The sequence below is a fragment of the Parafrankia sp. EUN1f genome (genome assembly GCF_000177675.1).
Lineage (GTDB): Bacteria > Actinomycetota > Actinomycetes > Frankiales > Frankiaceae > Parafrankia.
The window spans coordinates 19,089-42,065 of sequence record NZ_ADGX01000076.1; the positions used below are offsets into that span (position 1 = coordinate 19,089).

Sequence of the window (22,977 nt, forward strand, 5' to 3'; positions counted from 1 at the left end):
CCAGCTCGCCGAGTTCGTCGCCGGCATGCGCGGCGGCCAGCAGGCGACTGGCCAGCCGGCGGCGGGTGCGCTGCCCGCGGAGGTCGAGCGGGACGCGGTCGGCCGCATCCTCGACGTCGTCGGCAACGCGCTCGCCGCGCAGGAGAACACCGGCCCGGGCGAGCCGTACGCGGCGGTCGCCCGGCTCGCCGCCCGCTGGGGCGGGCACGGCGAGGCGAGCGTGCTGACCGGGGACGCCCCGCTCCCGGCGCCCTCTGCCGCTCCGTCCAACCATTTCACCCACCCGGGCATCGACTGCGCGCTGGCGTTGCGCCAGCAGGGACTGCGTGCCGAGGACGTCGAATCCGCCGAGCTCGGGGTGGCCGCGGCGCCGCTGCGCACCATCGGCGAGCCCCGCGAGGAGAAGGCGCGCCCCGCTCCGCCCACCACGCGAAGTTCTCCGGCCCTACACCGTCGCCGCGGCGCTGGTCGGCGGCGGCGGGCGCTCGCGGTGACCGCGGCGGTGCGTGCCCTGCCGGCGACCCCGAAGGTCGGCCGGCTGCTGCCGGGCAAGATCTGAAGCTCCGGCTCCGGCTTGCCGCTGCTGCCGGGCAAGATCTGAGGATCGTGGTTGTTGGAACGACCAGAATCCTCAGATCTTCGCGCCCGTGGGAGGCTTTCGCGCCTGTCGGGGGGCCGGCTCTTTCGGCGGGAACAATTCGCCCGAACGGCGTCGCGTCGGTCAGGACTGTTCCATGCCGGGGCGGCTGCCGGGGTCGGTCAGGGCGAGGTGGGTGGCGAGGACGCGGCGCGCGCCGCGGATGACCGCCTCGTCGACCATGCTGCCGTCGCCGGCCGCCGCCGCACCGCCGGCCGCCTCGAACCGTTCGATGAGCACACGCGCGCGCCGCACCTGCTCGGCGCCCGGCGTGAAGACCTCGTTCACGACCGGGATCTGGGCCGGATGAATGCAGGCCCGCCCCAGGAATCCGAGCCGGCGCAGCCGGTCGGTGGACGTCCGCAGGCCGTCGGGGTCGTTGTAGACGACCGAGACCGGCGCGACGGGCGGCATGATTCCCGCCACGGCGCTCGCGAGGACGATCTGACTGCGCACCCCGAGCAGCTCCGACTCGTCCGGGCCGAGCTCGACGCCGAGGCAGGCGCGCAGGTCGGCCTCGCCGATCTGCAGGTGGCGCACCCGGGGCGCCGCCGCGATCTGCGCCGCGCGGGTGATCGCGGCCGGTGTCTCCAGCAGCGGCGCGACCGCCGCCGTGGAACCGGCCCGGGTGAGCTCGGCATCGACGGCCGCGACCTCTTCGGCGTGGTCGGTCTTGGCGAGGCAGAGCCCGTCGAGGTTCGGGGCGTCGGCGAGCGCGGCGACATCGCGGGCGCGCAGGCTGCCGGGGTTCACCCGCACCCAGATCCGCGGGCGGTCGGGCCGCCGGGCTGCTGCCGCCGCCGTGCCGCCGGGAGCTGTGGTGCCGGCTGCTGTGGTGCCGGCTGCCGTGGCGCCGGCGGGCGGGTCCGGCAGGGTATGCAGCCAGTCGCGGACGAGCGTGCGGGCGGCGTCCTTGCCACTGGGCGGGACGGCGTCCTCAAGATCGACGATGAGCGCGTCGGCGCCGCGGTCGAGCGCCTTCGCCAGCTTCGTCGCATCGCTGCCCGGTACGTACAGCCAGCTTCTGATCGACATACGGAAATGTTCCGCTCTGTGTGACGCTGTTCCGAAGTCATGCTCTCACGGGAGGTGGGGCCTGGCCGGGGTAGCGACAGTCACGCGGACCGGGGCTGGCCTGGCGGTGCGGGAGGGGGAAGGATCCACCCCTAGATGGAAAGCGTGAAACATCGTTCCATCTATAGGAACATTTAAGAGCTTTCCCTCGTAACGCGGGCCCGGCGGGCCCCACCCAGACACGTGGAGGAGCCAGCGTCGCCGACTACGACCTTCTTGTCCGAGGCGCGGCGGTGGTCCACCCCGACGCCCTGTCCGCTGCCGACGGCGGTGCGCCTGCCGGCGGGGAGCCGCCAGTCGGCGAGCCGACCGGCGAGTACGTGGCCCGCGGCTGAGCCGCGCGCACCCGACGGCTGTCTCGGCGGGCGGAGCGGTTGTCCGTCAGGCGGTGTGGTTGCGCTGTCAGGCGGTGCGGCCGGCCTGTCAGGCGGTGTGGTTGCGCTGTCAGGCGGTGCGGCCGGCCTGTCAGGCGGTGTGGTTGCGCTGTCAGGCGGTGCGGCCGGCCTGTCAGGCGGTGTGGTTGCGCTGTCAGGCGGTGCGGTTGGTCGGTGGCGGGGCGCCGGGAAGGTTCCCCGCCGCCGGCCGGCGGGGCCAGCCGCGCAGCGGGCCTGGCCAAAGGCCTGGCCATTTCCTGAGCAGGAGGGCGAGGCCGACGCCGCCCAGTGCCGCCGTGCTCAGGCACGGTCCGATGGTGAACTCGGACGGGTCCGGTTCGAGGCCCGGCCAGCTCAGCCCGAACATCAGCAGGGAACAGACCGCGCCGGTCCCGCTGGTCAGCAGCGGGAACCGGCGTGCCCCGGGCAGACCGAGCAGAGCCAGCCCGGCAGTCAGGAAGCCGAGGACCGCTGCCGCGAGCAGCACCCCACCGACGGTCGCGATCGCCACGGGAGGAAGCCAGCTCGGCTCCCAGGACCACGATGTGCCGTTCCAGCGAAGCCGGGCGTCGCTGCCGGGTGCCCCGAGCGGGGCGCCCGGCCAGACCAGCAGATGCACCAGACCGTGCGTCATGAGGACGAACCCGGCCGCCCAACGCAGCCCCCGGCTCACCGAAGTCCCCGGAGGATGCCTCGGCCTTCAGGCCCGGGAGGAATCCGGTTTCCCGCCCAGCGGGGCGGGGACCGCCGATTCGGCGGGATCGGCGTTGCGGACGGCGTACCCGGTGGCGGAACTGTCTGGACACGGGAAGACACCGGTTTCCTGGCAGCCATGTGGACATCCCTTCGTAGGGTTTGTGTGTGTCCCGTTTCCGGCTTTATCCGGCTGCCGAGCAGGCGGTCGCGCTGGACGAGCACTGCGGGTATGCCCGTTTTGTGTGGAACAGGTGGCGTCGGGGTCGCGTGAGAGCCAAGCGCGGTTCCGGTGTGTGGCCTGCGGGCATCGGGGCAACGCGGACGTGAACGCTGCTGTGAACATCGCCGCGGGGCGCGCGGTGACTGCGCGGGGAGGGGTCGGGTTGCCGGTGCCGGTGAACCGCGAACCTCAACAACGCGAAGCAGTTTTCGTGTAGTTGGAATCCTCCGCGTTCACGCGGAGGAGGACGTCAATGGAGGGTCACCTCGTCGTCGGTGTCCGGTCCGGCGTCCACCAGGGGTAGCCAGCTCGCACCGGGCGAACGTTCTGTGCGTCGCGCCCAGTCCGGCACCCGTGCCCATCCGCCGGTGTCGATGCCGGCGCCGGCGCCGGCACGAATCCGGGCGTGCGGGGCCGTCACCACGGAGCCGGAGCGGCCCGGCGGCGAGGTCGGGGCCTCGTTGATCCCCGCTCCCGGCCCGGATCCGGTGGCCGCGGCGAGGACCGTCGCGGCCAGGACCGGATCCAGATCCGCCGGCACCGACCGTAGATCGAGCAGGCAGCAGCCCTGCTCCACCCGCCCGAGGACGGCCGGCCGACCCTGGCGCAGCAGCGCGGCGAGGCTCGCGTCGAGGGCGACGGCGGCGCTCGGCAACCCGTCCTTCCACCCGTCCGCCCCGTATTCCGGCGAACCGCCGTGGCCGCCCTGCGTGTCGTGGCCGTTGTGCGTGTCGTGGCTGCCGTGCCCAAGATGCCCGCTGTGGCCGCTGTGGCCGCTGTGGCCGCCGCCGTGGCCATGGTGGCCGCCGGAGCCGCCTGGCGTGCCGGTGCCGATCGGTGCTGGTCCACCGGGATCCACGTCCGTATCCCGGATGTCCTTCGTGCCGGCCCCGCCCCGCCGCGGTGACGGGCCAGGTCCGCCTGTCTCGTCGATTCCATCCGAGCTGACCACCGCCCGGCTGCTCACCGCGGACGCCGGGACGCCGGACCTGCGCAGCCACGCGGCCAGGCGCTCGGCGCGGGTCCGGAGCTCGGCTGGATCCGCGCGCAGCGAGCGGCGGACGGGGTTGTCCTCGCCCCGCAGGGTGGCTTCGAGTGCGGCCAGCGTCAGTTTGCCGACCCGCAGCGCGCGGGCGAGCGGATGCCGGCGCATCCGGTCGACCAGATCGCCGCGGCCGAGAACGAGGCCGCACTGTGGACCACCGAGGAGCTTGTCGCCGCAGGTGATGACCAGACTGGCGCCGCAGCGTAGCCAGGTGGATGCGTCGGGTTCGTCGGGCAGCATCTCGTCGGGTGTCAACAGACCGGATCCGGGATCGCCGACCAGCGGGACTCCGCGTCGGGCGCACAGCTCCGCGAGATCACCAAGCGCCGGTCTCGCCGTCAGCCCGACCACGCGGAAGCTGGGCGGGTGCATCCGGAGCACGAAGCCGGTTCGCGGGCCGATGGCGTCGGCATAGTCACCCAGGGTGGTTCGGTTCGTCGTGCCCACTTCCCGTAGCCGGGCACCGGTCGCGGCCAGCAGTTCCGGTAGCCGGAAACCGTCCGCGGTCTCGACCAGCTCGCCGCGGCTGATGACGATCTCCCGGTCCGGCGCCAACGCCATGGCGGCGAGCATGACGGCGCCGGCGTTGTTGTTGACCACATGCACGGCGCGGGCCGCCGGGACGGCGGCCGCCAGGGCGGTCAGCGCGGCGTTGCCGCGCCGGCCACGCCGCCCGGACGCGAGATCGAGCTCGACGTCGCAGGTCGCGGCGGCGGCGTCGATCGCGGTGCGGGCCTCGGGGGAGAGTGGCGCCCGGCCGAGTCCGTCGTGCAGCAGGATGCCGGTGGCGTTGATCACCGGGCGGAGGTGCCCGGGCAGCCGGGCTGGGGCCACCACCGCCGGTCTCGGCTCGGCGTCGTCCAGATAGCCGATCGGCTGGCTGGACGTGTGGCCGGCTGGCTGCCCGGGGGAGTGGCCTGTCGGCTGGCTGGCTGCGTGGCCGGCACCCTGGCTCGCGCCGATCGGGTGACCGTCGCTGGCACCCGGCCTGGTGGGCATGGTGAGGAAGCGTGTCGGCTCGACGGACGGTCGACCAGATTCGACGATCACCTTGAGTGATGCTAAGGGGGCGGATCTGTGAAGAATGGGCGGCACTCCGCAGAGGACCGCCTACGTGTGGCCTTGCTGTCGTCTCGTCTGACCTGGTTCAAACCTTCACCACGGCTCATCAGGCGGTAATGTCTCCTCCCGAAGGGGAGTAGCCCCGCCGTGGTGACCTGGTAGCCCGACTTCCAGCCCCGGTCCGGCCCGCGCCGCCGTCTGGCGGCTGGTCGCCGGCCGTGCTGACGTCGGCGCCCTGGGTTGAGCACGGTCCGGCGTGTCGACATACTGGCTCGGTTTCCGAGCCCGGCCGCCGGGCCTGATCTTCGTCAGGTGGGCGAGACCTTCGATCTGGCTGTCATGCCGGGTCGAAGGCGGCTCCCGTCCCGGCCCGGCCTCGAGGAGAGGACCACCGGGCCCGTGAATCTCACCGCCGCGTTCGTGACCTTCGGCGTGATCTTTCTGGCCGAACTTCCGGACAAGACGATGGTGGCGAGCCTCGTCCTGGGGAGCCGCTTCCGTCCCCTGTACGTCTGGGTCGGAGTCGCCGCGGCCTTCGTCGTGCAGGTCACGCTGGCCGTCGCCGCCGGCAGCGCGATCTCGTTGCTGCCAGGCCGCGCGGTCGACATCGTGGCGGCGCTGCTGTTCGCCCTGGGCGCGGTGCTCGTCCTCAGGGAGGGGCGGGAGGGCCCCGACGACGAGGCCGAAGGCGGACCGGCCGGTGACGTCGCCGCCGCCGAAGCCGTCGCCGAAGCCGACACCGCCGGCAAGTCCGGTTTCCTGCGGGTCGCGGCGACGTCCTTTGTGGTCGTGTTCGTCGCGGAGCTCGGCGATCTCACCCAGTTCTCGACCGCGAACCTCGCCGCCCGCTACTCCGCGCCGGTGGCCGTGTGGATCGGCGCGGTCCTCGCGTTGTGGACGGTGGCAGCCCTGGCCATCGCGGGCGGCCGTAGCCTTCTCCGTGTCCTGTCGGTGCGTCTGATCACCCGGGTGGCTGCCACCGCCTTCGCCGTGCTGGCGGTGATCTCGCTGATCGACGCGATCCGAGGCTGACGACGTGATCCAAGGCCGGCAGAGCCGGCCGGCGCCCAACATCCGCGCCGGCTTCACACCCTGCGGAGCCGGCATCGGGGCCACCATCAGAATCGGGCCATGACTCAGCGAACCCGGGCGGGACGAGGCAGGTCCGATCCCTGGCAACCCGTGCGGCCATCCGTGGCCGGAGTGCCCCTGCCGGCCGCCGGGTCGACCCGCGGCCCGGGGCAGCCGCGGGTAATCCGTGGAACCATCGAGAACCTGGGGGCGGCGGTCGCCGACGACCCGGAGGCCGACGTTCTGGGCGGCGTCCGGATCGAGTCCGCGGTGCTGGCGTCCACCCGTGTTCTCGGGGGCGAGCTGGCTGGCCTGCACCTGCGCGACATCCTGGTCGACCAGGCGGTTCTCGCCGGTATCGTGATCGACGGGGGCGGCGGCACGAGGGTCGAGATCACCGGCGGCAGGATCTCCGGGGCGGTGTGGATCCGCGGCGAGTTCCACGACGTCGTCCTGGACGGTGTGCGGGCGGACGACGTCACGCTCCGGTCGTGCACCCTGGGCCGGGCCCGCTTCAGCCGGTGCGACCTGTCGCGTCTGGATCTGACCGGATCCCGGCTTGATCATGTGCGGTTCGAGGAGTGCGACCTCACGGAGGCCGTCTTCACCGATGTCACGATCAGGGCGGCGTCCTTCCGCGGCTGTCGCTTCGACGGTGCCGCAGGCGTGGCCGGCCTCACCAACGCGGAGGTGGACGCCGACAGCCTGCTGACCCTTACCGGGCCGATGGCTGCTGCACTCGGAATATCCGTGGTCTGAACGTTTCCTGGTGATCCTTAAGGCCCGAAAAGTTGGTGGGGCTCGCGAGCACTGGTGTCGGTGGGTTGGCGTTGGGTGGCGGGGGGCAGAATTTGGAGCGGCTCAATGGCGCGACAGTACAGAAAAAGGGCGAATTAGCCCTGCTGGGAGGCCTCCCGACGGTGCGTGCTTATATCGGTGCGTCGAGCGCGCTTGTGGCTATGTGGACACGAAGTGTGTCTTAGGTGTCTGATTTAGCGTGTGGCGCCGGGTATTGCCGATGGAGAGCGGAGGGGACGACGAGGAAATGATCACAGAGGAGGGTGGCTGCGGAGCCTGGCAGCGTGTGCCCGAGGACATAGTCGTACGGCTTGATGATGTGCCGGGAGCGGCCTACGAGGTGCCCAGTGAGGTGACCTGCGCGCTGCAGGAGGGCCACCCTGACAACCACATGGCCGTTTTGCAGGGGTGGGGAAGTGAGGAGGTCTGGCTGTCCTGGTCCGCCCCCAGAACGATCACCGCCCCCGGTTGCCGAGTCGACGGGATGACCTGTCTGCTGCCCTCCGGTCATCAAGGCCACCATCATGTGATCATGGCGGACATGGTGGAGGACGAGGGCCCATACTGGGTCGCCGACCGCGCCGAGCTGGAGGCGCGGCGCGCCAGCGTTGCCAGAGGCTGATCCGCACCGGCACCGGCACCGGCACCGATACTTGCGCGGCCGGCCGGCCGGCCGGCCAGCCAGCCTGCCTCGCCGCCGCCCGGCAGCCGGGGCGGGGCGGGCTGGGTGGCAGGACCACGGCCAGGGTGGCCGGACCAGTCGCCGTGCCAGGCCTGCCGTGCGGGCTTGCCTAGGCCGGGCCGGTGATGGCCGGTGTCGCTGCGGGGTCGACGCCTTGACGGGGGGCGTCGTCGAAGACGAGAACGACTTCGGCGTCGGTGCTGAAGTCCCGCAGCCGCGCGCTGGCAGGCACGCTGGCCAGCGCATGGCGCAGACCACCTGCCGTCGTGCCCTCGGCGGCCACGATGGTGATCCGTGTGCCGCCTTCGAAGCCCTCGGCGCTCCCGCTGACAGGCAGAGGCGAACGCGCCGGCTCGGCGGGTCCGGTTGTGTTGCTCTCACCGGCCATCGGTTTCCATGCGGAGTCGAGCGCCAGCAGATGGTCGACGATGCGGCGGACCTCGTCCGACTCGAGATCGGCGGACGTCGTGGGGCCGGGGTCGGCCGCGGCGATGCGGAGCCGGACCAGCAGCTGGTTCTCCTCCTCGGCCGGTCGCGCCCCATGCTCCTCTGCGGCCTGGACCTGGGCCGGGTCCTGATCGGGCGAGCGGGCCGTCGCGGCCACGGTGATCGCGGCACCGTCCACGCGGCCGACGAAGACCGTGATCTCGCGCGGTTCGGTCGTCAGATCTCGCCCGCCGAGATCGCTGCCGACATCCCGTGACGTACCGGGTGAGCCTGGTTGTGCTGGTGTCCCTGGTCGTGACATCGCGCCTTCTCCTCGCGTCGCAGGAATTCGCGGAATAGCCGTTCACCGAGGACGCTCTCACGGTGTTTCTGGTCATAACACCCCGCGAGACGGGGAGTTTCTGGCCAGCCTGATGGTGCCAATGTGTCGATGAGGTAGATATCGCAGGTTTCGGGTCCGGGGCTCGTCGGGCGACCTGTGGGTAGGGCGAGCGGACAGGGTGAAAGCACGCGGTGAAGGCGCGTCGGTGCGGTGGGCTTCGCTGTTCGTCCGCGTCGGACGAGCGGGTCGGGTAAGCCGGACCGCGTCAGGTGAAGCAACGGTGCCATTGCGCCGCGACCAGCTGGAACGGTTACCTTCCGCATCAGGTGTCCACCGCGCCGGCCGGCGAACACGAAGGGCCACCGGTCGTTGAACGGCGAACAGTAGGCGAACGGCGAACAGCAGGCGAACAGGGAACAGCAGGCGAACAGGGAACGGCCGGCGGCGCGAACGGGCGGCGAACAGAGCTGGTGAACCCGGGTCGGTGATACGTAAAGAGCAGATGCCGGGAAAACCCACCCCTGAACCTGGTGTGAGGCCGATACCCCCGGGGTAGGTGCTGGGCGATCGCGCTTGTCCGGAGCGCGTCGCGCCGCGGGAGGCCAGCTCGGCCGGGCTTCCCGCCTCGCACCATCGTCCGGCCGACCGGAGCCATGGTCCCCAGCGTGCGTGTGGAAGTGACCGGCCGAGATGCCGTCGTGGTGCACCCGGAAGGCGAGATCGACTACTCGTCGCTGGAACCGCTACGGCAGGCACTGCTAGACGCGCGGATCGCCGGTGTCCGCGAGATTGTCGTCGATCTTCGTGAGGTCACGTTCCTGGACTCGCAGGGGCTGGCCGTGATCCTTTACGCCCACCAGCGGCAGAGGTCGGCCGGTGGGCGCCTGATTCTGCGCAATCTCAACGAGAACGCCTACCGGCTGCTCTCCGTGACGAATCTGACCACCGTGATCGATGTAGACCACGGCTCGCAGGTGGCGTCGGCCCACTCGCCGGTGGCGCCGGCCCAGGGTCAGCCGGCTCGCACCGGGCAGCCGACTCTCGCCGGTCAGCCTCGATCACGCCCCGGGGCGACCCGCTGGTAGGAGACGTCGGCGGTATGGCGATGGAAACCGAGGCGGGTGTAGAGCCGGACAGCGCGATCGTTGTCCTCGTCCACATAGAGCATCACCGTGGCGAGGCCGAGATCCCGCAGATGTCGCAGGCCGGCGATGGTGAGAATCCGGCCTAGGCCCGCGCCGCCCGCCTCGGGCGCGACGCCCACCACGTAGACCTCACCGATCGGTCCGGGCGCCGCCTGCGGGTCACCGGCGGGCATCGGGTCGATGGGGTGAACCTTCGTCCAGTGGAAGCCCACCAGCTGTCCGTTCCGTTCGACGAGGAAGAAGCCGGCCGGGTCGAACCATGGTTCCGCCTCGCGGGCGCGCAGGTCGTCCATCGTCCAGCGGCCCTGCTCGGGGTGCGTGGCGAACGCCGCCGCGTTGATCGCGAGCCAGGCCTCCTCGTCCCTGCCCACCTCGAAGGTCCGGAGGGTGAAACCCGGGGGGACGGTCGGGCTCGGCAGGTCGTCGTCCGCCGCGGCCGCTGCGCTGCCGGTCGTCGCGCTGTCGGCCGCGATCAGGGGCCGGCGCAGTTGGAGAAGTACCCGCGCCCGTTCGAAGCCGGCACTGCCTGCCAGCGCCGCGGCTGCCGGTGCGTCGCCGTGGGCCCAGATGTTGAGCTGCGACGACCCGGCTACCGCCGCGGACAGTTCCCGCACCAGCGCGCTGCCGACGCCGGCGCGGCGATGATCGGGGTGGACGACCAGCTCGGCCTGCCGCTCCGCGGGGTCCCCGCCCATCGCGGCGAAGCCCACGAGCGTCGATCCGTCCCGCGCGACCAGGTGGGCCACACCACCGGGGCTCCCGCCCGGCCGCAGCGTGAGGCGCACATCTTCGGAGATCCCGCCGTTGCCGTCGACCTGCTCCGCGCTCGTCAGCAGTTCGGTGATGGCCGCCACGTCAGTCGCGTCGAGGGGGTCGAGCCAGCTCAGCGAGGTCATGTTTCAACGCTAGCCAGTGCGCTGTCGAAACATGCACTGTCAAAGTGAGCTGTCGAAATATGCACTGTCAAAGTGAGCAGTGTCGGTGGGGGCCGGCTGGGGCGCGCGAGCGGAGCCGCCGGGGCGCGAAGGCGTCGATGTCATCAGGTAACCGGCAGGTTACCTGGGTCGTCCTGATGCATGTCGCCAGCGCGGCGGGTGGGGCCCGCCGATCAGCCGGCGCGTGCACAGCCGGAGCGCGTGTACGGCCGGAGCAGGAGGTCGGGCGCCGGGGAGCGTCGTGGCCGGGCGAAGGGCTGCCGGGTAAAGGCCTCGGACCCCGAACACGCCGGAAGGGCCCGGTAGCCGTTCTCTGGACGGCCACCGGGCCCTTCCCGGTGCGCGCGGTTCTCAGCGCGGTTCGCTGCCTGTGCGGTGGAGCTGGTGATGCTGCGCCGGCACCGGTGGTTGAGCGGGCGCCAGCGGTGCGGTGGTACTGGTGGTGCGTCGAGGTGGCGGAGCGGTCAGACGCGCTCGGGAGTGCGGATGTCGTCCCGATCCAGGCGGTTGGCGGTGTCGGGCAGCGGCGAGATCGGCGGGGCGACGAACTTGTACCCGACGTGACGCACGGTGCCGATCATCGCCTCGTGCTCGGGGCCGAGCTTCGCGCGCAGCCGGCGGACGTGCACGTCCACCGTCCGGGTGCCGCCGTAGTAGTCGTAGCCCCAGACCTCCTGCAGGAGCTGTGCGCGGGTGAAGACCCGCCCCGGGTGCTGCGCGAGGTACTTCAGCAGCTCGAACTCCTTGAACGTGAGCTCGAGCGGACGGCCCCGCAGCTTGGCGGAGTAGGTGGTCTCGTCGACGGAGAGGTCACCGGACCGGATCACTCCGGCCTCTGCCGTGCCGCCCGCGGCCGCGACCCGCCCGATGGCAAGCCGCAGACGAGCCTCCACCTCGGCCGGCCCGGCCGTGTCGAGCACCACATCGTCGACGCCCCAGTCCGCCGAGACCGCAGCGAGGCCACCCTCGGTGACCAGCGCCAGCAGCGGAGTGGTGAGCCCGGTCGTGCGCAGCAGCCGGCACAGGCCCCGCGCGATGACGAGCTCGCGGCGGCCGTCAACGACGATCACATCGACTGGAGGTGCGTCGAGCAGTGCGCTTGCCTCCAACGGCGCCACACGGACGGTGTGGGTGAGGAGGCCAAGGGACGGGAAGGACTCGGCCGACGGACCGGGGGCGTTGGTGAGCAACAGGACGACGCTCAAGACGGCTCCTCCAGGTGCGATGTGTGTTGGGGCAGCGTCGACCCAGGCGATCCTTGTCTCCGGTGTCCTACGTTCCACGACCGTCATGGGCATGAAACGAGTACCGGTCTGCAGGGGAGGATAGCGGAGTGCCCTACTCCGCTCCTACGGTCTATCGACTTCTTCCCACCGCAGACGCTGAGATCCTGGCCACGGAGCTGCTTCATCGTGACCCTGCGGTGACAGGGCATGACGCCGTCTGCGTGGTCGTCGCCCATGGCTTCTCCGGATCGATCGGGCGGCCCGCGCTGCGTGCTGTAACAGAGGAACTGCGCCGGCACGTGAGTGTGCTGTCCATGGACCTTCGAGGTCACGGCAGGTCGACGGGCACCTGCACCTTCGGGGACCGCGAGGTCCTGGATGTCGACGCGGCCGTGGGTGAGGCACGTCGCATGGGCTACCAGAAGGTGGTCACGATGGGGTGGTCCATGGGTGGCGCCGCCGTTCTGCGGCACGCCGGCCTCGCGATCTCCGGGGAGGTCACACACGGGCACCGGCTTCGGCACCGGCCTGATGCAGTCGTCTCGGTCAGTGCGGCGAGCCGGTGGTTCGTCCGCGACACGGCGCCCATGAGGCGCGTCCACTGGTTCGCCGAGACGGTGCCCGGGCGGATCGCCGCCCGGGTCGGGCTCGGAGTGCGGATCGCGACGGACCCCTGGCCGGCCGTGCCCGCCTCGCCCGTCGAGGTGATCGGGCGGATCGCGCCAACCCCTGTCCTCATCGTGCACGGTGACCGCGATGCGTACTTCACTGTGGAACATCCACGTGCGCTCGCGGCCGCCGCCGGTGACACCGGGCAGCTGTGGCTCGTGCCCGGTTTCGGTCACGCCGAGGCCGGCGTCGTCCCGGGGCTGGTCGATCGGATCGGGGCACACCTGCCCGATCTGCTCGCAGGTCGCCCGGAGTGGGCGCAGTGCGCGCGACGGATGGCGCGGGAGACCGGTCCCGCGCCGACCCGGTGACCGCCGGCCAGGTGTGAGCACCCAGGCGGCTACCCGGGCGACCAGCCAGTCGGCCAGCCGGGCGACTACGGCGACGACACGGCGACGATTACGGCGAAGCGAGGGATGCGCAGTGGCACGCATCGTGGTCAGGTACTGGGCGGCGGCCCGGGAGGCGGCCGGTGTCGAGCAGGACGAGGTGGACGCGCCGACGCTCGCCGTGGCGCTGGATGACGTCGCGCGCCTCCGCGGTACGGCCCTCGCCACGGTGTTGGCCCGCTGTGCCTTCCTGCTCGACGAGGTGCCGGTCGGTCGACGCGACCCGCAGGAGGTCGACCTGCGAGAAGGGTCGGTGGTGGAGGTGCTGCCCCCGTTCGCCGGGGGGTGAACACGACGGAAGGACACGTACGTCCACCCAGGGCAGTGGATTCCGGTTCGCTCGCCCGTGGCAGCATGGTGCGGTGCCTGTTCCCGAGCCTGGCTCGTCCGGACTGTCCGGATCTTCGGACGTGGTCCGGCCAGCCGGCGTGGCCGCGTTGCCGGGTGAGGCCGGGCTCGCCGCCGCTCTCGCGGGTGCGGGCGCGGTCGGCGCGGGCATCGCGGTGCTGGTCACCGGCGCCGCGTTCGCGGCGATCGCCGGCCCATGGGCGCTCGCGGGTGTGCTCCTCGTGGCACAGATAGCGCTGGCCTGGGCCTGGACAGGGGCCCTGCGCGCCTCCGCGGGAACGATGGTGCTGGTGGCGGGCAGCGCGCTCGCCTGCGATCTCGCTGTGCTCTGGCCGCTCGGTGGAGACAATGCGCACGGCTACGACGACAACGGCATCGGAACGGTCGCGGGCGTCGTGGGCGTGTCCCTCGGTGTCACGGTTCTCTACCAGCTGGCCCGCCGCCTGCGCGGCGGCGCTACGCCGGCGGCGGGTGTGTCGGCGGCGGGTGTGTCGGCGGCCGGGACAACCGGTGCGGCAGCGGCCGGCGCCGTCGCGGCTGATCGTGCCCAGCGGGCTGCCGACAGGGTGAGCGGCGACATGACCGCCGCGCTCGGCGGGGTCGGCATCGCCGCCTTCCTCACAGGGTTCCTGGTGTTGCGCGCCGAGGCGGGTGCCGAGCACCCCGCCGACGAGATGGTCATCGCGGGCCTGCTCGGTGCCGGTGCCGCGGTGCTCGTCGGCCGGCTGGTGACGGCACTGCTCGCAGCCACCTTCGCGCGCGGCGCGGGCGCCGTCCTGGGCACCGCCGCGGATCCGGATGCCGTACCGCCGCCGGATGCCGTACCGCCGCCGGATGCCGTACCGGATTCGGATGCCGTTCCGGGCCTCGGTCGGGCGCGGGTGTCCGCGGTCGTCGGGGCGGTGTCCGCGGCCGCCGCGGGCACCGTGGCGGGGGTGATCTTCGGCGAGTTCACGGGCCTCGGCATCGCCACCGCCACCGTCCTCGCCGCGGCCGGCGGTGTGGCCGCCGCCTGTGTCGCGTCGGCCGGATTCGGCGGGGCGCTCTCCGCACCCCGCCTCGGCCCCGCGGCCGGGATGCTGCTCGACGTGGTGCTCCCGCTGGCGTTGGCAGCACCCGTCGTGTACCTCCTCGGTCGTCAGCTTCCCGGATGAGCCGCACCGCGCGGCGAGGCCTGATCGCCTTCAGCGTCACGATCATCGTGGCGCTGGTCATTCTCGGCGTGCTCGACCGGGTCGCGGCCCGGGTCGTCGCGGATCAGATCGCCACCAGGGCGCAGACCTCGCAGAACCTCGCCGAGCGGCCGACGGTGTCGCTCGGCGGCTTTCCGTTCCTCACCCAGGTCACCGCGGGCAAGTACCGTCACGTGAACATCGAGATCCGCGGTTATGAGCGGGACGGCGTCCGGGTCGACCGGCTCCGCGCGGAACTGGCCGGCGTCCACCTGCCGCTCTCGGACGTCCTGAACAAGGATGTCCAGCGGGTACCGGTCGACCAGGTGAAGGCACAGGTCGACCTCACCTTCGACGACCTGAACGCCTACCTCGCGACGCAGGACCCGCCCGCCAGAGTCGCCCCGGCCGGGCAGGGCCTCGAGATCAGCGGGACGGTCGAGGTGCTGGGCTCGCAGTACCCGGTCTCGGGCGTCGCCGACATCGGCGTCGCTGCGGACTCGGTCACCTTCACTCCCCGTGACCTCACGGCAGGTCTCGGTGCGGTGATCCCGACCCAGCTGCTGGAACCGCTGCGGGAACTACTCACCGTTCAGGTGCCGGTCACCGGGCTGCCCTTCAACATGGGGCTGCGGTCCGTGGTGGTGGGTGCCGATCGGCTCACGTTCACAGCGGGCGGCGAGAACGTGCTGCTCGATGCCGACCTGGCGCAGACCGGGGTGCCGGCCGGCTCCTCGGGTCTCTGAGGCGGAGGGCCCGCGCCATGGACCCCGACCCGGACCCCGCCGTGGATCTGGTCGCGGAGCTCGGCGCGCTCGGCCAGGTGCCCGGTGAGGTCGCGACGCTGCTGCAGTTCTCGACGGCCTTCTGCGCGCCCTGCCGGGCCGCTCGGCGCCAGCTGGCGGACGTCGCGGCGCTCGTGCCCGGCGTGCGGCATGTGGAGATCGACGCGGAGTCCCACCTGGAGCTGGTGCGGCGTCTGGGCGTGCGCAGCACCCCGACGGTGGTGATCCTCGACGGATCGGGCACCGAGGTGCGTCGGGTGACCGGTGCCCCGCCGACGAAGGCGGCGGTGATCGCGACCCTGGCGTCGTTGGTCGAGGTCGCACCCGGAGATCGGGAGCCGGGCTCAGATGGTGCCCCGGTAGATCTTTGGGGTAAGGGTTAACACAGAAGTGACATTCGCTGCTACCGTGACACGAACCATGTGCAGCGTCCTGCTTGTGAAGCGCCGCGCGGTCGACCTGTGCCGCGTGGGCAGCTGCTTGTGTTGCGGTTCCTGACAGCGCGTTGACCTAGTCCGCGCCCGGGTTCCTTGGGGATACCGAGCGAGCCTCGACCTCGTACCTCCGCCTGCTCCGCTCCGTCTCCGTCCCCTGCTTCGCCTCGGGCGCGGCATGCCGCAACGCCACCTCCGGGCACCGTCCCGGATGCATACCTGTCTCGTCCCCTGTTCCGCAACCGCGAAAGGAACGCGCGCATGAGCCGCGAGAACGCGCTGGTCAACGCGACCTGGGCAGAAGAGCACGCCAGCGACCCCAAGGTCGTGCTCGTGGAGGTCGACGAGGACGTCTCGGCCTACGACAAGGGGCACATTCGCGGCGCCGTCCGGCTCGACTGGAAGTCCGAGCTGCAGGACCCGATCATCCGTGACTTCGTGAACAAGGAGCAGTTCGAGAAGCTCCTGTCCGAGAAGGGCATCGCGAACGACGACACCGTGGTGCTGTACGGCGGCAACAACAACTGGTTCGCCGCCTACGCCTACTGGTACTTCGTCCTGTACGGCCACGCTGACGTGCGTCTGCTCGACGGTGGCCGCAAGAAGTGGGAGCTCGACGGCCGCGAGTTGACCGCCGAGGTCACGCCGCGTCCGGCCACCAGCTACACCGCCTCCGAGGCGCGCACCGACATCCGGGCCTTCCGCGACGAGGTCATCTCCGCGATCGGCTCGAAGAACCTGGTGGACGTCCGCTCGCCCGACGAGTTCTCCGGCCGCCTGCTCGCTCCGGCGCACCTGCCGCAGGAGCAGTCGCAGCGGGCTGGGCACGTGCCGACGGCCAAGAACGTCCCGTGGGCGAGGACCGCGAACGAGGACGGCACCTTCCGGTCGAACGACGAGCTGACGGCGCTCTACGCCGAGGCCGGTGTCGACCTGACCAACGACACCATCGCCTACTGCCGGATCGGTGAGCGTTCCGCGCACACCTGGTTCGCCCTGCACGAGCTGCTGGGTCTCGCGAACGTGAAGAACTACGACGGCTCGTGGACCGAGTACGGCTCGCTCGTGGGCGTGCCGATCGAGAAGGGCGCCTGATCATGTGCGGTGCGACCAGTGGTGGACCATCGGTGGAAGGAATTGACGTGGCCAAGGAAACCGTGATCCAGGGAGTCGTGGTCTCCGGCGGTGAGCCGGTTTCGACTGGTTACGCCCGCCTGCTCGACTCCGGTGGCGACTTCACCGCCGAGGTGCCACTTTCGGCGACCGGCCAGTTTCGCTTCTTCGCGCGTCCCGGCGAGTGGACGGTCCGCGCCCTGGTTCCGGGCGCGACCGGCGAGCGCAAGGTCGTCGCCCGCCAGGGTGAGCCGGTCGACACCCAGGTTGACGTCACGGTCTGAGGCTGGTCGTGGTCTGAGGCCGGTCGTGGCTTGGTGCCACGGCCCGCGCGGCCGGTAGATCGCAGATTCGGCAGCGGCCGGGTTCCGGGAGCACGCTCCCCGGAAGCCCGGCCGCTTTTTCGTGCGTGCGTGCGTGGGTGCGTGGGTGTGTGCGTGTGGGCGTGGGTGCCTGAGTGGGCGATCGCGGGCCGGGTCGACTTGCCGTGGTCCCGTCGCCAGGGGTAAAAATATAAGTGTCATGAGCTGACAGTTGTCCGATAGTGGCGTATGTTCGTCCATGACACCACGATCCGGGGGGGATCGAGGTTGTCGCGGATGGGGCGTGCGGCATCGGGCGGCGGTAGCAAGGGGGGTGGGCGGTGGCTGAGGCGGAGGGCCTGCGCGAACGGAAGAAGCGGCGCACCCGTCAGACGATCATCGAGGTCGCGCACGAGCTGTTTCAGGAGAAGGGCTTCGACAGCGCGACACTCGAGGAGATCGCCGCGGGCGCGGACGTGTCGGTGCGCACCTTGTTCCGGTACTTCACCGGCAAAGAGGCGATCGCGCTCGCACCGTTGGACGAGATGGGCGATCTGACTGTTGCGGCACTGCGCCGCCGGCCCGCCGACGAGCCGCCGCTGACTGCCCTGCGATGCGCGGCCCTCAGTGCCTGGGCGCTGATGTCGCCGGACGGAGGCTCGTTGCGGCGTTACGCTGATCAGCTGCTGCCCAGTGACGAGACCACCCCACTGGCCGGCGCGGTGCTGAGCCGGCTGATCGTCATCGGTGACCGTCTCGCCATGGAACTTGTCGACAACGAGGTGCTCCTGATCGAGGGTGGAACCGGGGGCGGCGCCGGCCTCGACGGGTCGGTTGCCGGCACGGTGCCAACCCAGGCGAGCCTTTCGACGGTCACCGAACTGGACGCCCAGATGATTGTCGTCAGCTTTCTCGGTGCCATTCAGGTGGCAATCCGCGCCTGGTGCCGATCGGGCAGTACTGACCTGGTGGAGCTTCTCGCCGTGGTGGAGAAGTGTCTCGATCGGATCTGCCTCAGAACCTGAACCGCCCGTGCTGGCCGCGACCGGCCAGCACCAGAAAACCATCCGCCGGCCCGGCAGGCCGGTGGAAGCACGAAATTCAGGCACGCCAGCGAGTACTTCAAGGTCGGACCAGTGCTGGCGACGCGGTTGCGTTCATCCAGAAGACGCAAGGATCAATCATGTCTGTCTCCCGGGTTTCCGAGGCCATCGGGCACCATATTCCCGAGCAGGTTGTCGATGCTTCCGCCGCGGTGCGTGACCAGGCCGAACGCGATGTTCGCGATGTTCGCGGCGGCGCGGACCGGCTGGCCGGCACGCTGCGCCGGGCCACCCGGCACCTGCTGTCCCTGCAGGACAGCACCGGTTGGTGGAAGTTCGACCTGGAAAGCAACACCACCATGGATGCCGAGGACCTGCTGCTGCGCGATTTCCTCGGAATTCGTACCGAATCCGTCACCGCGGCCTCCGCCAAGTTCATTCGTTCCCGTCAGCTGGCGGACGGCTCCTGGCCGCAGTACTTCGGTGGGCCTGGTGAACTGTCCATCACAGTCGAGTCCTACATAGCGCTTCGGCTGGCCGGTGACGAACTGTCGGCCCCACATATGGAACGTGCTGCGGCCTGGATCCGGCGGAACGGCGGAGTTCCCGCCACCCGGGTGTTCACCAGAATCTGGATGGCTCTTTTCGGCTGGTGGCGCTGGGAGGATCTGCCCGTTCTGCCACCCGAGATCATGCTGCTGCCTGATCAGGCCCCGCTGAGCATCTACTCGTTCGGATCCTGGGCTCGGCAGACCATTGTTCCCCTCACCATCGTCTTCGCGCTCCGTCCGGTCCGTCCGGCACCTTTCGGCCTGGACGAGCTGTCGGTCGACGATCCGGATGACGCCGGTTCCACGACGTCCGGGGGCATCGCTCGGCTGCGCGGCCGGGTGCCGCTCGGGTGGAAGCAGTTCTTCCGATGGGTCGATGCCGGGCTGCACCGCTATCACCATCACCCGATCGGACCGCTGCGGCGGCATGCGATGCGTACGGCGGAACGCTGGATCATCGCGCGGCAGGAGGCCGACGGCTGCTTCGGCGGGATCCAGCCGCCGGCCGTGTACTCGATCATCGCGCTGCGGCTGCTCGGCTACGACCTTGCGCATCCGGTGCTGAAGGCGGCGCTGGAAGCTCTCGACGACTACTCGGTGACCCTCCCCGACGGGGCGCGGATGATCGAGGCCTCGCAGTCACCCGTCTGGGACACGGCGCTCGCGGTGAACGCGATCGTCGAGGCGGGCGACGTCATCGGCATCGAGCCGGACGACCCGGCGCTGCTGCGGGCTGCCGACTGGCTGCTCGGCCAGGAGATCCGTGATCGCAGCGGCGACTGGCAGGTGAACCACCCGGGCCTGCCCGGCGGCGGCTGGGCGTTCGAGTTCGAGAACGACACCTATCCCGACACCGACGACACCGCCGAGGTGCTCCTCGCTCTGCGGCACGTCCGTCATCCCGCGCCGGAGAAGATCGAATCCGCGACCGATCGGACCGTGACCTGGCTGCTCGGCCTGCAGTCCAGGGACGGTGGATGGGGCGCCTACGATTCGGACAACACCAGCACGCTTGTCTACAAGATTCCGTTCGGTGACTTCGGCGCCCTCACCGATCCGCCGTCTGCGGACGTCACCGCCCACGTTGTCGAGGCTCTCGTCGACGCCGGGCTGACCGAGGATCCCCGGACGCAGCGCGGGGTGTCCTGGCTGCTGGACCATCAGGAGTCGGACGGTTCGTGGTTCGGCCGATGGGGCGTCAACCATGTCTACGGCACCGGATCCGTCCTGCCTGCGCTGGCCGCCGCAGGGCTGGCGCCGAGCCACCCGGCCATCGGCGGTGGCGTCGCCTGGCTGCTGTCCCGCCAGAACTCCGACGGTGGGTGGGGTGAGGACCTGCGTTCCTACAGCGATCCGCGGTGGATCGGCCGGGGCGTGTCCACAGCGTCGCAGACGGCCTGGGGGATGCTCGGGCTGCTGGCGGGAGAGCAAGGGCCCGACGTGGCGGTGGCGCTCGCACGGGCCGCGGACTGGCTTGCCGACCAGCAGCGTCCGGACGGGAACTGGGATGAGGACCAGTTCACAGGAACCGGCTTTCCGGGGGACTTCTACCTCAACTACAACGGGTATCGCCTGATCTGGCCGGTTCTGGCCCTCGGCCGTTACGGCCACTCCCTGCGGACGTCGCCCCCGCCGACAGCCGCGGACCCGAAGCCCCGGCCCGGCCACTAGCCCGAGCCTGGCGCGTCGATCGACTAGCTCGGCATGTCCGGTCAGCTCGGCATGTCCGGTCAGCTCGGCATGTCCGGTCAGCTCGGCATGTCCGGTCAGCTCGGCATATCCGGTCAGCTCGGCATGTCAGTCGGCTCGGCGTTGTCGGGGGCTGGCTCGGCGTTGTCGGCCGGCTCGGCGTGTCAGCTAGGTCGGCGCGTCGGCTAGGTCGGCGCGTCCCGAGGGGCGGGCAGGTCGCGAGGGTGCGCGGTAGTCCGCGGCGGACCATCGAACGGGATGCTGGTGGGGACCGCGAAGGCCATCGGGCCCACGGTGAAGTGGCGCAGGTCGTTATCGGTGGCGAAGGTCGCCGCGGCGCTGCGATCCGGGAACGGTGCGACCACCCGACGGACCGTATGTCGGCTCGCCTCCTCGAACTGCACCACGGCGAAGAGCATCTCGGACTCCGGCATCATGCGATCATGAAAGCGCATTGCAATCGCGCGGTGAACGTGACGTGTCGTGTGCCATCAGTGGTCTGCGCTGCGCGTGCAGAAGGACGTCGCCCGCCTCCCGCACGTGCGACGAGCACATGCGGGAGGCGGTGTGCGCCTCTCAGCAGGCATCTGGCCCAGCACACGGCTAGTACACAAGGGCCTGGACGTCTTCGGCGAGGGCCTCGCTGAGGAACACCGCGGCGCCGGCGATGCGGATCCCTGGAATCACGTCCTCGGGCCCGAAGGAACGCCGTGCCGCACACTGGGTACAGACGGTGACCCGGCCGCCGGTCAGAACCGCGTCCATCAGGTCGGTGAGCGGTGCAGACTCCGGCAGGCTGAACTCCGCGGCACGCCCGGGAAGAGCGAACCAGGCTGATTCGCCCGTCAGCCACAGCGAGACATCCACACCGGAGGCCACGGCCACCGAGGCCACGGTGAAGGCCTGAGAACAGCGTTCCGGGGCGTCGGCACCGGCGGTCACCTTGATGACAAGCGAGCGGGTCACCTGCCCAGTGTGCCCTGCCTGGCACACGGCTGCGGAGCGTGCAGGAGGGAAGCCTAGGCTGTGCTCCGTGCTGCACTACTTCGCGAGCGGTCTGCTGGTGGCCATGGCGATGCTCATCGCCTGGTTCTCCGGGTACGCCGTCTACAAGCTGTACGGGGGCCGGCGCTGAGCGGGCCGGCGCGCAGGCAGGGCAGGAACGCGCAGGTGAGCGCGCCGATGGCAGAAGGGCATGGGGGGAGCGGGAAGCCGATGGGTACCGACACGACCGGCGACGTGCGGACGGGCAAGGGGGCGTCCTCGCCCTCGCCAGAACTTCATCCGAGTCTGCTGCCGTTGGCGTTCCTCGTCGGCACCTGGCGCGGCGAGGGCGTCGGGGGCTATGAGGGCATGGAGTCCTTCCACTACGGCCAGGAGATCACCTTCGCCGCCGACGGGCGCCCCGCGCTCGGCTATGTGTCGCACACCTGGTGGGCCGACGAGCCTCGGGACGGCCGGGAGCCGGGCAGCCCCCTGGCCACCGAGACGGGATTCTGGCGGGTGCAGCCACCCGCCACCGAGCCCGGCCCCGACGGCAAGGTGAACCGCAACCCGGTCGTCGAGGTGATGCTGGCCCATCCGTTCGGCATCGCCGAGATCTACGTCGGGACCATCGCCGGAACCAGGGTGGACCTCGACTCGAACGTTCTGATCAGAACCACCACCGCCCGTGAGGTCACCCGCTCGGTGCGGCTGTACGGCCTCGTCGAGGGTGGCGATCTGGCGTACGCGATCGACATGGAGGCCAGCGGCAAGCCGCTCCAGTCCCATCTCTCGGCTCGTCTTCACCGGGTAAAGGAATAGTCGACCGGTGGTGGAGTAGCCACCCGGTGGAGGCGTGGGCCTCCTCTGGGTGTTTCGATTCCGCGCGGCCATGGCTCCTGCCTGCTGATCGGGTGAATGATCTGACTCGACCTGGGTTTTCGGCACCCGACCTGTCGCGTCAGATTTCGGTGCGGGCCTCTATGGACATCGCCCGCCTTTCGCTTTGCTACTAATCGCAGCCCTCTCCGGCTGTCGGGCTCGCCTCTGATGGCCGGGTTCGACATTGTCGCTACGGTGAGGTGCGGCGGTTTTGCGACCTTTTATGCTGACTAAATCGACCTGGTCGATAGTTCGTGCCCTGTGCGCGGCAGGGAGATTGCGATGTGGTTATGGCGACCACAAGGGCACGCAGTATGGGCCGTGTGGGGGTGAGGGTCGCTCTTCTGGCTGCTCTCTCTGAGAATTCGAGGTTGCCTGCCTGGGTGGCAGGTTGTCAAGGCGGTCTGGGTGGTGGGTGAACTCGTTGTGTCCTCCGTTCTCCGGCCCGGTCTTGCCGGTCGTTTTTCGGTTTAGCATCGCCCTTGCGATCGAACGCCCGTTCGATCGCGTGGTGTGTGCTTCCAGTCCGGAGGTGAAGTGCCATGACTCCCAGCACCGTCACCAGCCCGACCAACCCGACCAATCTGTCCTGCGTGCCCGCTCTGGACGGCGGGCAGGAGGGGGTTCCGGTCGAGCATCGGGTGTTCGAGGGGTGGTTGAGCGATCGGTTGGATCGGTTGGGGGTGGCGGTGGCGGGGGTCGCTGCGGCGCAGGCGGCGGTGATCCGGGTTCAGGCGGAGCTTGCCGCTGCCCGGCCGCCGGAGGGGTATGACGAGCTGGATCTGTTCGATTCGGTGGTTGCGGGTGAGGTGGCGGGGGTGATGCGGATCTCGACCGGGTCCGCGGAGTGGCATCTGCATTTCGCCGACCAGGTGGTCCGCC

General features: G+C 70.5%; 24 protein-coding genes and 3 pseudogenes. 19 read left to right on the forward strand and 8 right to left on the reverse strand.

Annotated elements, in window-relative coordinates; all coding sequences use genetic code 11:
• Positions 1–262 precede the first annotated feature (262 nt).
• Positions 263–482 (forward strand): annotated as a pseudogene (locus tag FREUN1FDRAFT_RS48130) (MmgE/PrpD family protein); the annotation flags it as partial.
• A gap of 239 nt (positions 483–721) precedes the next feature.
• Here FREUN1FDRAFT_RS48130 and FREUN1FDRAFT_RS21915 read toward each other — a convergent pair.
• Both FREUN1FDRAFT_RS21915 and FREUN1FDRAFT_RS21920 read right to left on the reverse strand, forming a co-directional pair.
• A complete protein-coding gene (locus FREUN1FDRAFT_RS21915; protein WP_006542380.1) occupies positions 722–1,672 on the reverse strand; it encodes a CoA ester lyase in 951 nt (316 codons plus the stop codon).
• 567 nt (positions 1,673–2,239) lie between these two features.
• Complete coding sequence (locus FREUN1FDRAFT_RS21920) at positions 2,240–2,719, reverse strand: hypothetical protein (RefSeq protein WP_198144443.1); 480 nt, start codon at positions 2,717–2,719, stop codon at positions 2,240–2,242.
• Positions 2,720–2,946: 227 nt separating this feature from the next.
• Between FREUN1FDRAFT_RS21920 and FREUN1FDRAFT_RS48135 the strand changes: the two are divergent.
• Together FREUN1FDRAFT_RS48135 and FREUN1FDRAFT_RS48140 are read left to right on the forward strand one after the other, a co-directional pair.
• Positions 2,947–2,997: pseudogene (locus FREUN1FDRAFT_RS48135) on the forward strand (hypothetical protein); the annotation flags it as partial.
• A gap of 14 nt (positions 2,998–3,011) precedes the next feature.
• Positions 3,012–3,218, forward strand: a pseudogene (locus FREUN1FDRAFT_RS48140) (zinc ribbon domain-containing protein); the annotation flags it as partial.
• A gap of 33 nt (positions 3,219–3,251) precedes the next feature.
• Here the strand turns inward: FREUN1FDRAFT_RS48140 and selA are convergent.
• Positions 3,252–5,045: an L-seryl-tRNA(Sec) selenium transferase gene (gene selA / locus FREUN1FDRAFT_RS40005; protein ID WP_006542383.1), complete on the reverse strand. Its 1,794-nt coding sequence runs from the start codon at positions 5,043–5,045 to the stop codon at positions 3,252–3,254.
• A gap of 462 nt (positions 5,046–5,507) precedes the next feature.
• Here selA and FREUN1FDRAFT_RS21930 point away from each other — a divergent pair, with 462 nt between their 5' ends.
• The 3 genes from FREUN1FDRAFT_RS21930 (at position 5,508) to FREUN1FDRAFT_RS21940 (ending at position 7,599) form a co-directional block, all read left to right on the forward strand.
• Positions 5,508–6,140 (forward strand): TMEM165/GDT1 family protein, encoded by a 633-nt coding sequence (locus FREUN1FDRAFT_RS21930; RefSeq protein WP_006542384.1) that lies wholly within the window; start codon positions 5,508–5,510, stop codon positions 6,138–6,140.
• Positions 6,141–6,302: 162 nt separating this feature from the next.
• Positions 6,303–6,938 (forward strand): pentapeptide repeat-containing protein, encoded by a 636-nt coding sequence (locus FREUN1FDRAFT_RS21935; RefSeq protein WP_232295331.1) that lies wholly within the window; start codon positions 6,303–6,305, stop codon positions 6,936–6,938.
• Positions 6,939–7,197: 259 nt separating this feature from the next.
• A complete protein-coding gene (locus FREUN1FDRAFT_RS21940) occupies positions 7,198–7,599 on the forward strand; it encodes a hypothetical protein (protein ID WP_006542387.1) in 402 nt (133 codons plus the stop codon).
• 169 nt (positions 7,600–7,768) lie between these two features.
• On the opposite strand, the gene FREUN1FDRAFT_RS46620 is transcribed toward FREUN1FDRAFT_RS21940, so the two are convergent.
• Positions 7,769–8,407 (reverse strand): hypothetical protein, encoded by a 639-nt coding sequence (locus FREUN1FDRAFT_RS46620; RefSeq protein ID WP_006542388.1) that lies wholly within the window; start codon positions 8,405–8,407, stop codon positions 7,769–7,771.
• A gap of 674 nt (positions 8,408–9,081) precedes the next feature.
• Between FREUN1FDRAFT_RS46620 and FREUN1FDRAFT_RS21950 the strand changes: the two genes are divergently transcribed.
• Positions 9,082–9,513 carry an STAS domain-containing protein gene (locus FREUN1FDRAFT_RS21950; protein WP_006542389.1) on the forward strand — a complete coding sequence of 144 codons (432 nt, stop codon included), beginning with the start codon at positions 9,082–9,084 and terminating at the stop codon, positions 9,511–9,513.
• On the opposite strand, the gene mshD is transcribed toward FREUN1FDRAFT_RS21950, so the two are convergent.
• Together mshD and FREUN1FDRAFT_RS21960 are read right to left on the reverse strand one after the other, a co-directional pair.
• Positions 9,477–10,469, reverse strand: a complete 993-nt coding sequence (mshD, locus tag FREUN1FDRAFT_RS21955; protein WP_006542390.1) for a mycothiol synthase — start codon at positions 10,467–10,469, stop codon at positions 9,477–9,479. The genes FREUN1FDRAFT_RS21950 and mshD overlap by 37 nt on opposite strands.
• A 503-nt stretch (positions 10,470–10,972) precedes the next feature.
• Positions 10,973–11,713 carry a response regulator transcription factor gene (locus FREUN1FDRAFT_RS21960; protein WP_006542391.1) on the reverse strand — a complete coding sequence of 247 codons (741 nt, stop codon included), beginning with the start codon at positions 11,711–11,713 and terminating at the stop codon, positions 10,973–10,975.
• A 128-nt stretch (positions 11,714–11,841) separates the two neighbouring features.
• Here FREUN1FDRAFT_RS21960 and FREUN1FDRAFT_RS21965 point away from each other — a divergent pair, with 128 nt between their 5' ends.
• The 10 genes from FREUN1FDRAFT_RS21965 to shc all read left to right on the forward strand — a co-directional run bounded on the left by FREUN1FDRAFT_RS21965 (position 11,842) and on the right by shc (position 20,211).
• Positions 11,842–12,714, forward strand: a complete 873-nt coding sequence (locus tag FREUN1FDRAFT_RS21965; protein ID WP_006542392.1) for an alpha/beta hydrolase — start codon at positions 11,842–11,844, stop codon at positions 12,712–12,714.
• A 112-nt stretch (positions 12,715–12,826) separates the two neighbouring features.
• Positions 12,827–13,081, forward strand: a complete 255-nt coding sequence (locus FREUN1FDRAFT_RS21970) for a MoaD/ThiS family protein (protein WP_006542393.1) — start codon at positions 12,827–12,829, stop codon at positions 13,079–13,081.
• A 73-nt stretch (positions 13,082–13,154) separates the two neighbouring features.
• Positions 13,155–14,294, forward strand: a complete 1,140-nt coding sequence (locus FREUN1FDRAFT_RS21975; RefSeq protein ID WP_050795970.1) for a hypothetical protein — start codon at positions 13,155–13,157, stop codon at positions 14,292–14,294.
• On the forward strand, positions 14,291–15,058 hold the full coding sequence (locus tag FREUN1FDRAFT_RS21980) for a DUF2993 domain-containing protein (RefSeq protein WP_006542395.1): 768 nt from the start codon (positions 14,291–14,293) through the stop codon (positions 15,056–15,058). The genes FREUN1FDRAFT_RS21975 and FREUN1FDRAFT_RS21980 overlap by 4 nt, the downstream gene beginning before the upstream one ends.
• A 17-nt stretch (positions 15,059–15,075) precedes the next feature.
• Positions 15,076–15,480: a thioredoxin family protein gene (locus FREUN1FDRAFT_RS21985; RefSeq protein ID WP_006542396.1), complete on the forward strand. Its 405-nt coding sequence runs from the start codon at positions 15,076–15,078 to the stop codon at positions 15,478–15,480.
• Between the two features lie 37 nt (positions 15,481–15,517).
• Entirely contained in the window at positions 15,518–15,595 is a 78-nt protein-coding gene (locus FREUN1FDRAFT_RS48145) for a putative leader peptide (protein WP_369809810.1), read from the forward strand.
• 197 nt (positions 15,596–15,792) lie between these two features.
• Positions 15,793–16,626 (forward strand): sulfurtransferase, encoded by an 834-nt coding sequence (locus tag FREUN1FDRAFT_RS21990; RefSeq protein ID WP_006542397.1) that lies wholly within the window; start codon positions 15,793–15,795, stop codon positions 16,624–16,626.
• Positions 16,627–16,628: 2 nt separating this feature from the next.
• The gene (locus FREUN1FDRAFT_RS21995; protein ID WP_006542398.1) at positions 16,629–16,928 is read left to right on the forward strand and encodes a DUF1416 domain-containing protein; all 300 of its coding nucleotides are present in this window, start codon (positions 16,629–16,631) and stop codon (positions 16,926–16,928) included.
• Between the two features lie 359 nt (positions 16,929–17,287).
• Positions 17,288–17,971 carry a TetR/AcrR family transcriptional regulator gene (locus FREUN1FDRAFT_RS22000; protein ID WP_006542399.1) on the forward strand — a complete coding sequence of 228 codons (684 nt, stop codon included), beginning with the start codon at positions 17,288–17,290 and terminating at the stop codon, positions 17,969–17,971.
• Between the two features lie 158 nt (positions 17,972–18,129).
• Entirely contained in the window at positions 18,130–20,211 is a 2,082-nt protein-coding gene (gene shc / locus FREUN1FDRAFT_RS22005; RefSeq protein ID WP_006542400.1) for a squalene--hopene cyclase, read from the forward strand.
• 203 nt (positions 20,212–20,414) lie between these two features.
• Here the strand turns inward: shc and FREUN1FDRAFT_RS22010 are convergent, their stop codons facing one another.
• Together FREUN1FDRAFT_RS22010 and FREUN1FDRAFT_RS22015 are read right to left on the reverse strand one after the other, a co-directional pair.
• The gene (locus FREUN1FDRAFT_RS22010; protein ID WP_035952936.1) at positions 20,415–20,666 is read right to left on the reverse strand and encodes a hypothetical protein; all 252 of its coding nucleotides are present in this window, start codon (positions 20,664–20,666) and stop codon (positions 20,415–20,417) included.
• 166 nt (positions 20,667–20,832) lie between these two features.
• Positions 20,833–21,195 (reverse strand): DsrE family protein, encoded by a 363-nt coding sequence (locus FREUN1FDRAFT_RS22015; RefSeq protein ID WP_006542402.1) that lies wholly within the window; start codon positions 21,193–21,195, stop codon positions 20,833–20,835.
• A 249-nt stretch (positions 21,196–21,444) separates the two neighbouring features.
• Between FREUN1FDRAFT_RS22015 and FREUN1FDRAFT_RS22020 the strand changes: the two genes are divergently transcribed.
• Both FREUN1FDRAFT_RS22020 and FREUN1FDRAFT_RS22025 read left to right on the forward strand, forming a co-directional pair.
• Positions 21,445–22,035 carry an FABP family protein gene (locus tag FREUN1FDRAFT_RS22020; protein ID WP_006542404.1) on the forward strand — a complete coding sequence of 197 codons (591 nt, stop codon included), beginning with the start codon at positions 21,445–21,447 and terminating at the stop codon, positions 22,033–22,035.
• A gap of 602 nt (positions 22,036–22,637) precedes the next feature.
• A partial coding sequence (locus FREUN1FDRAFT_RS22025) for a hypothetical protein (RefSeq protein ID WP_006542405.1) occupies positions 22,638–22,977 on the forward strand: 340 nt, incomplete at its 3' end.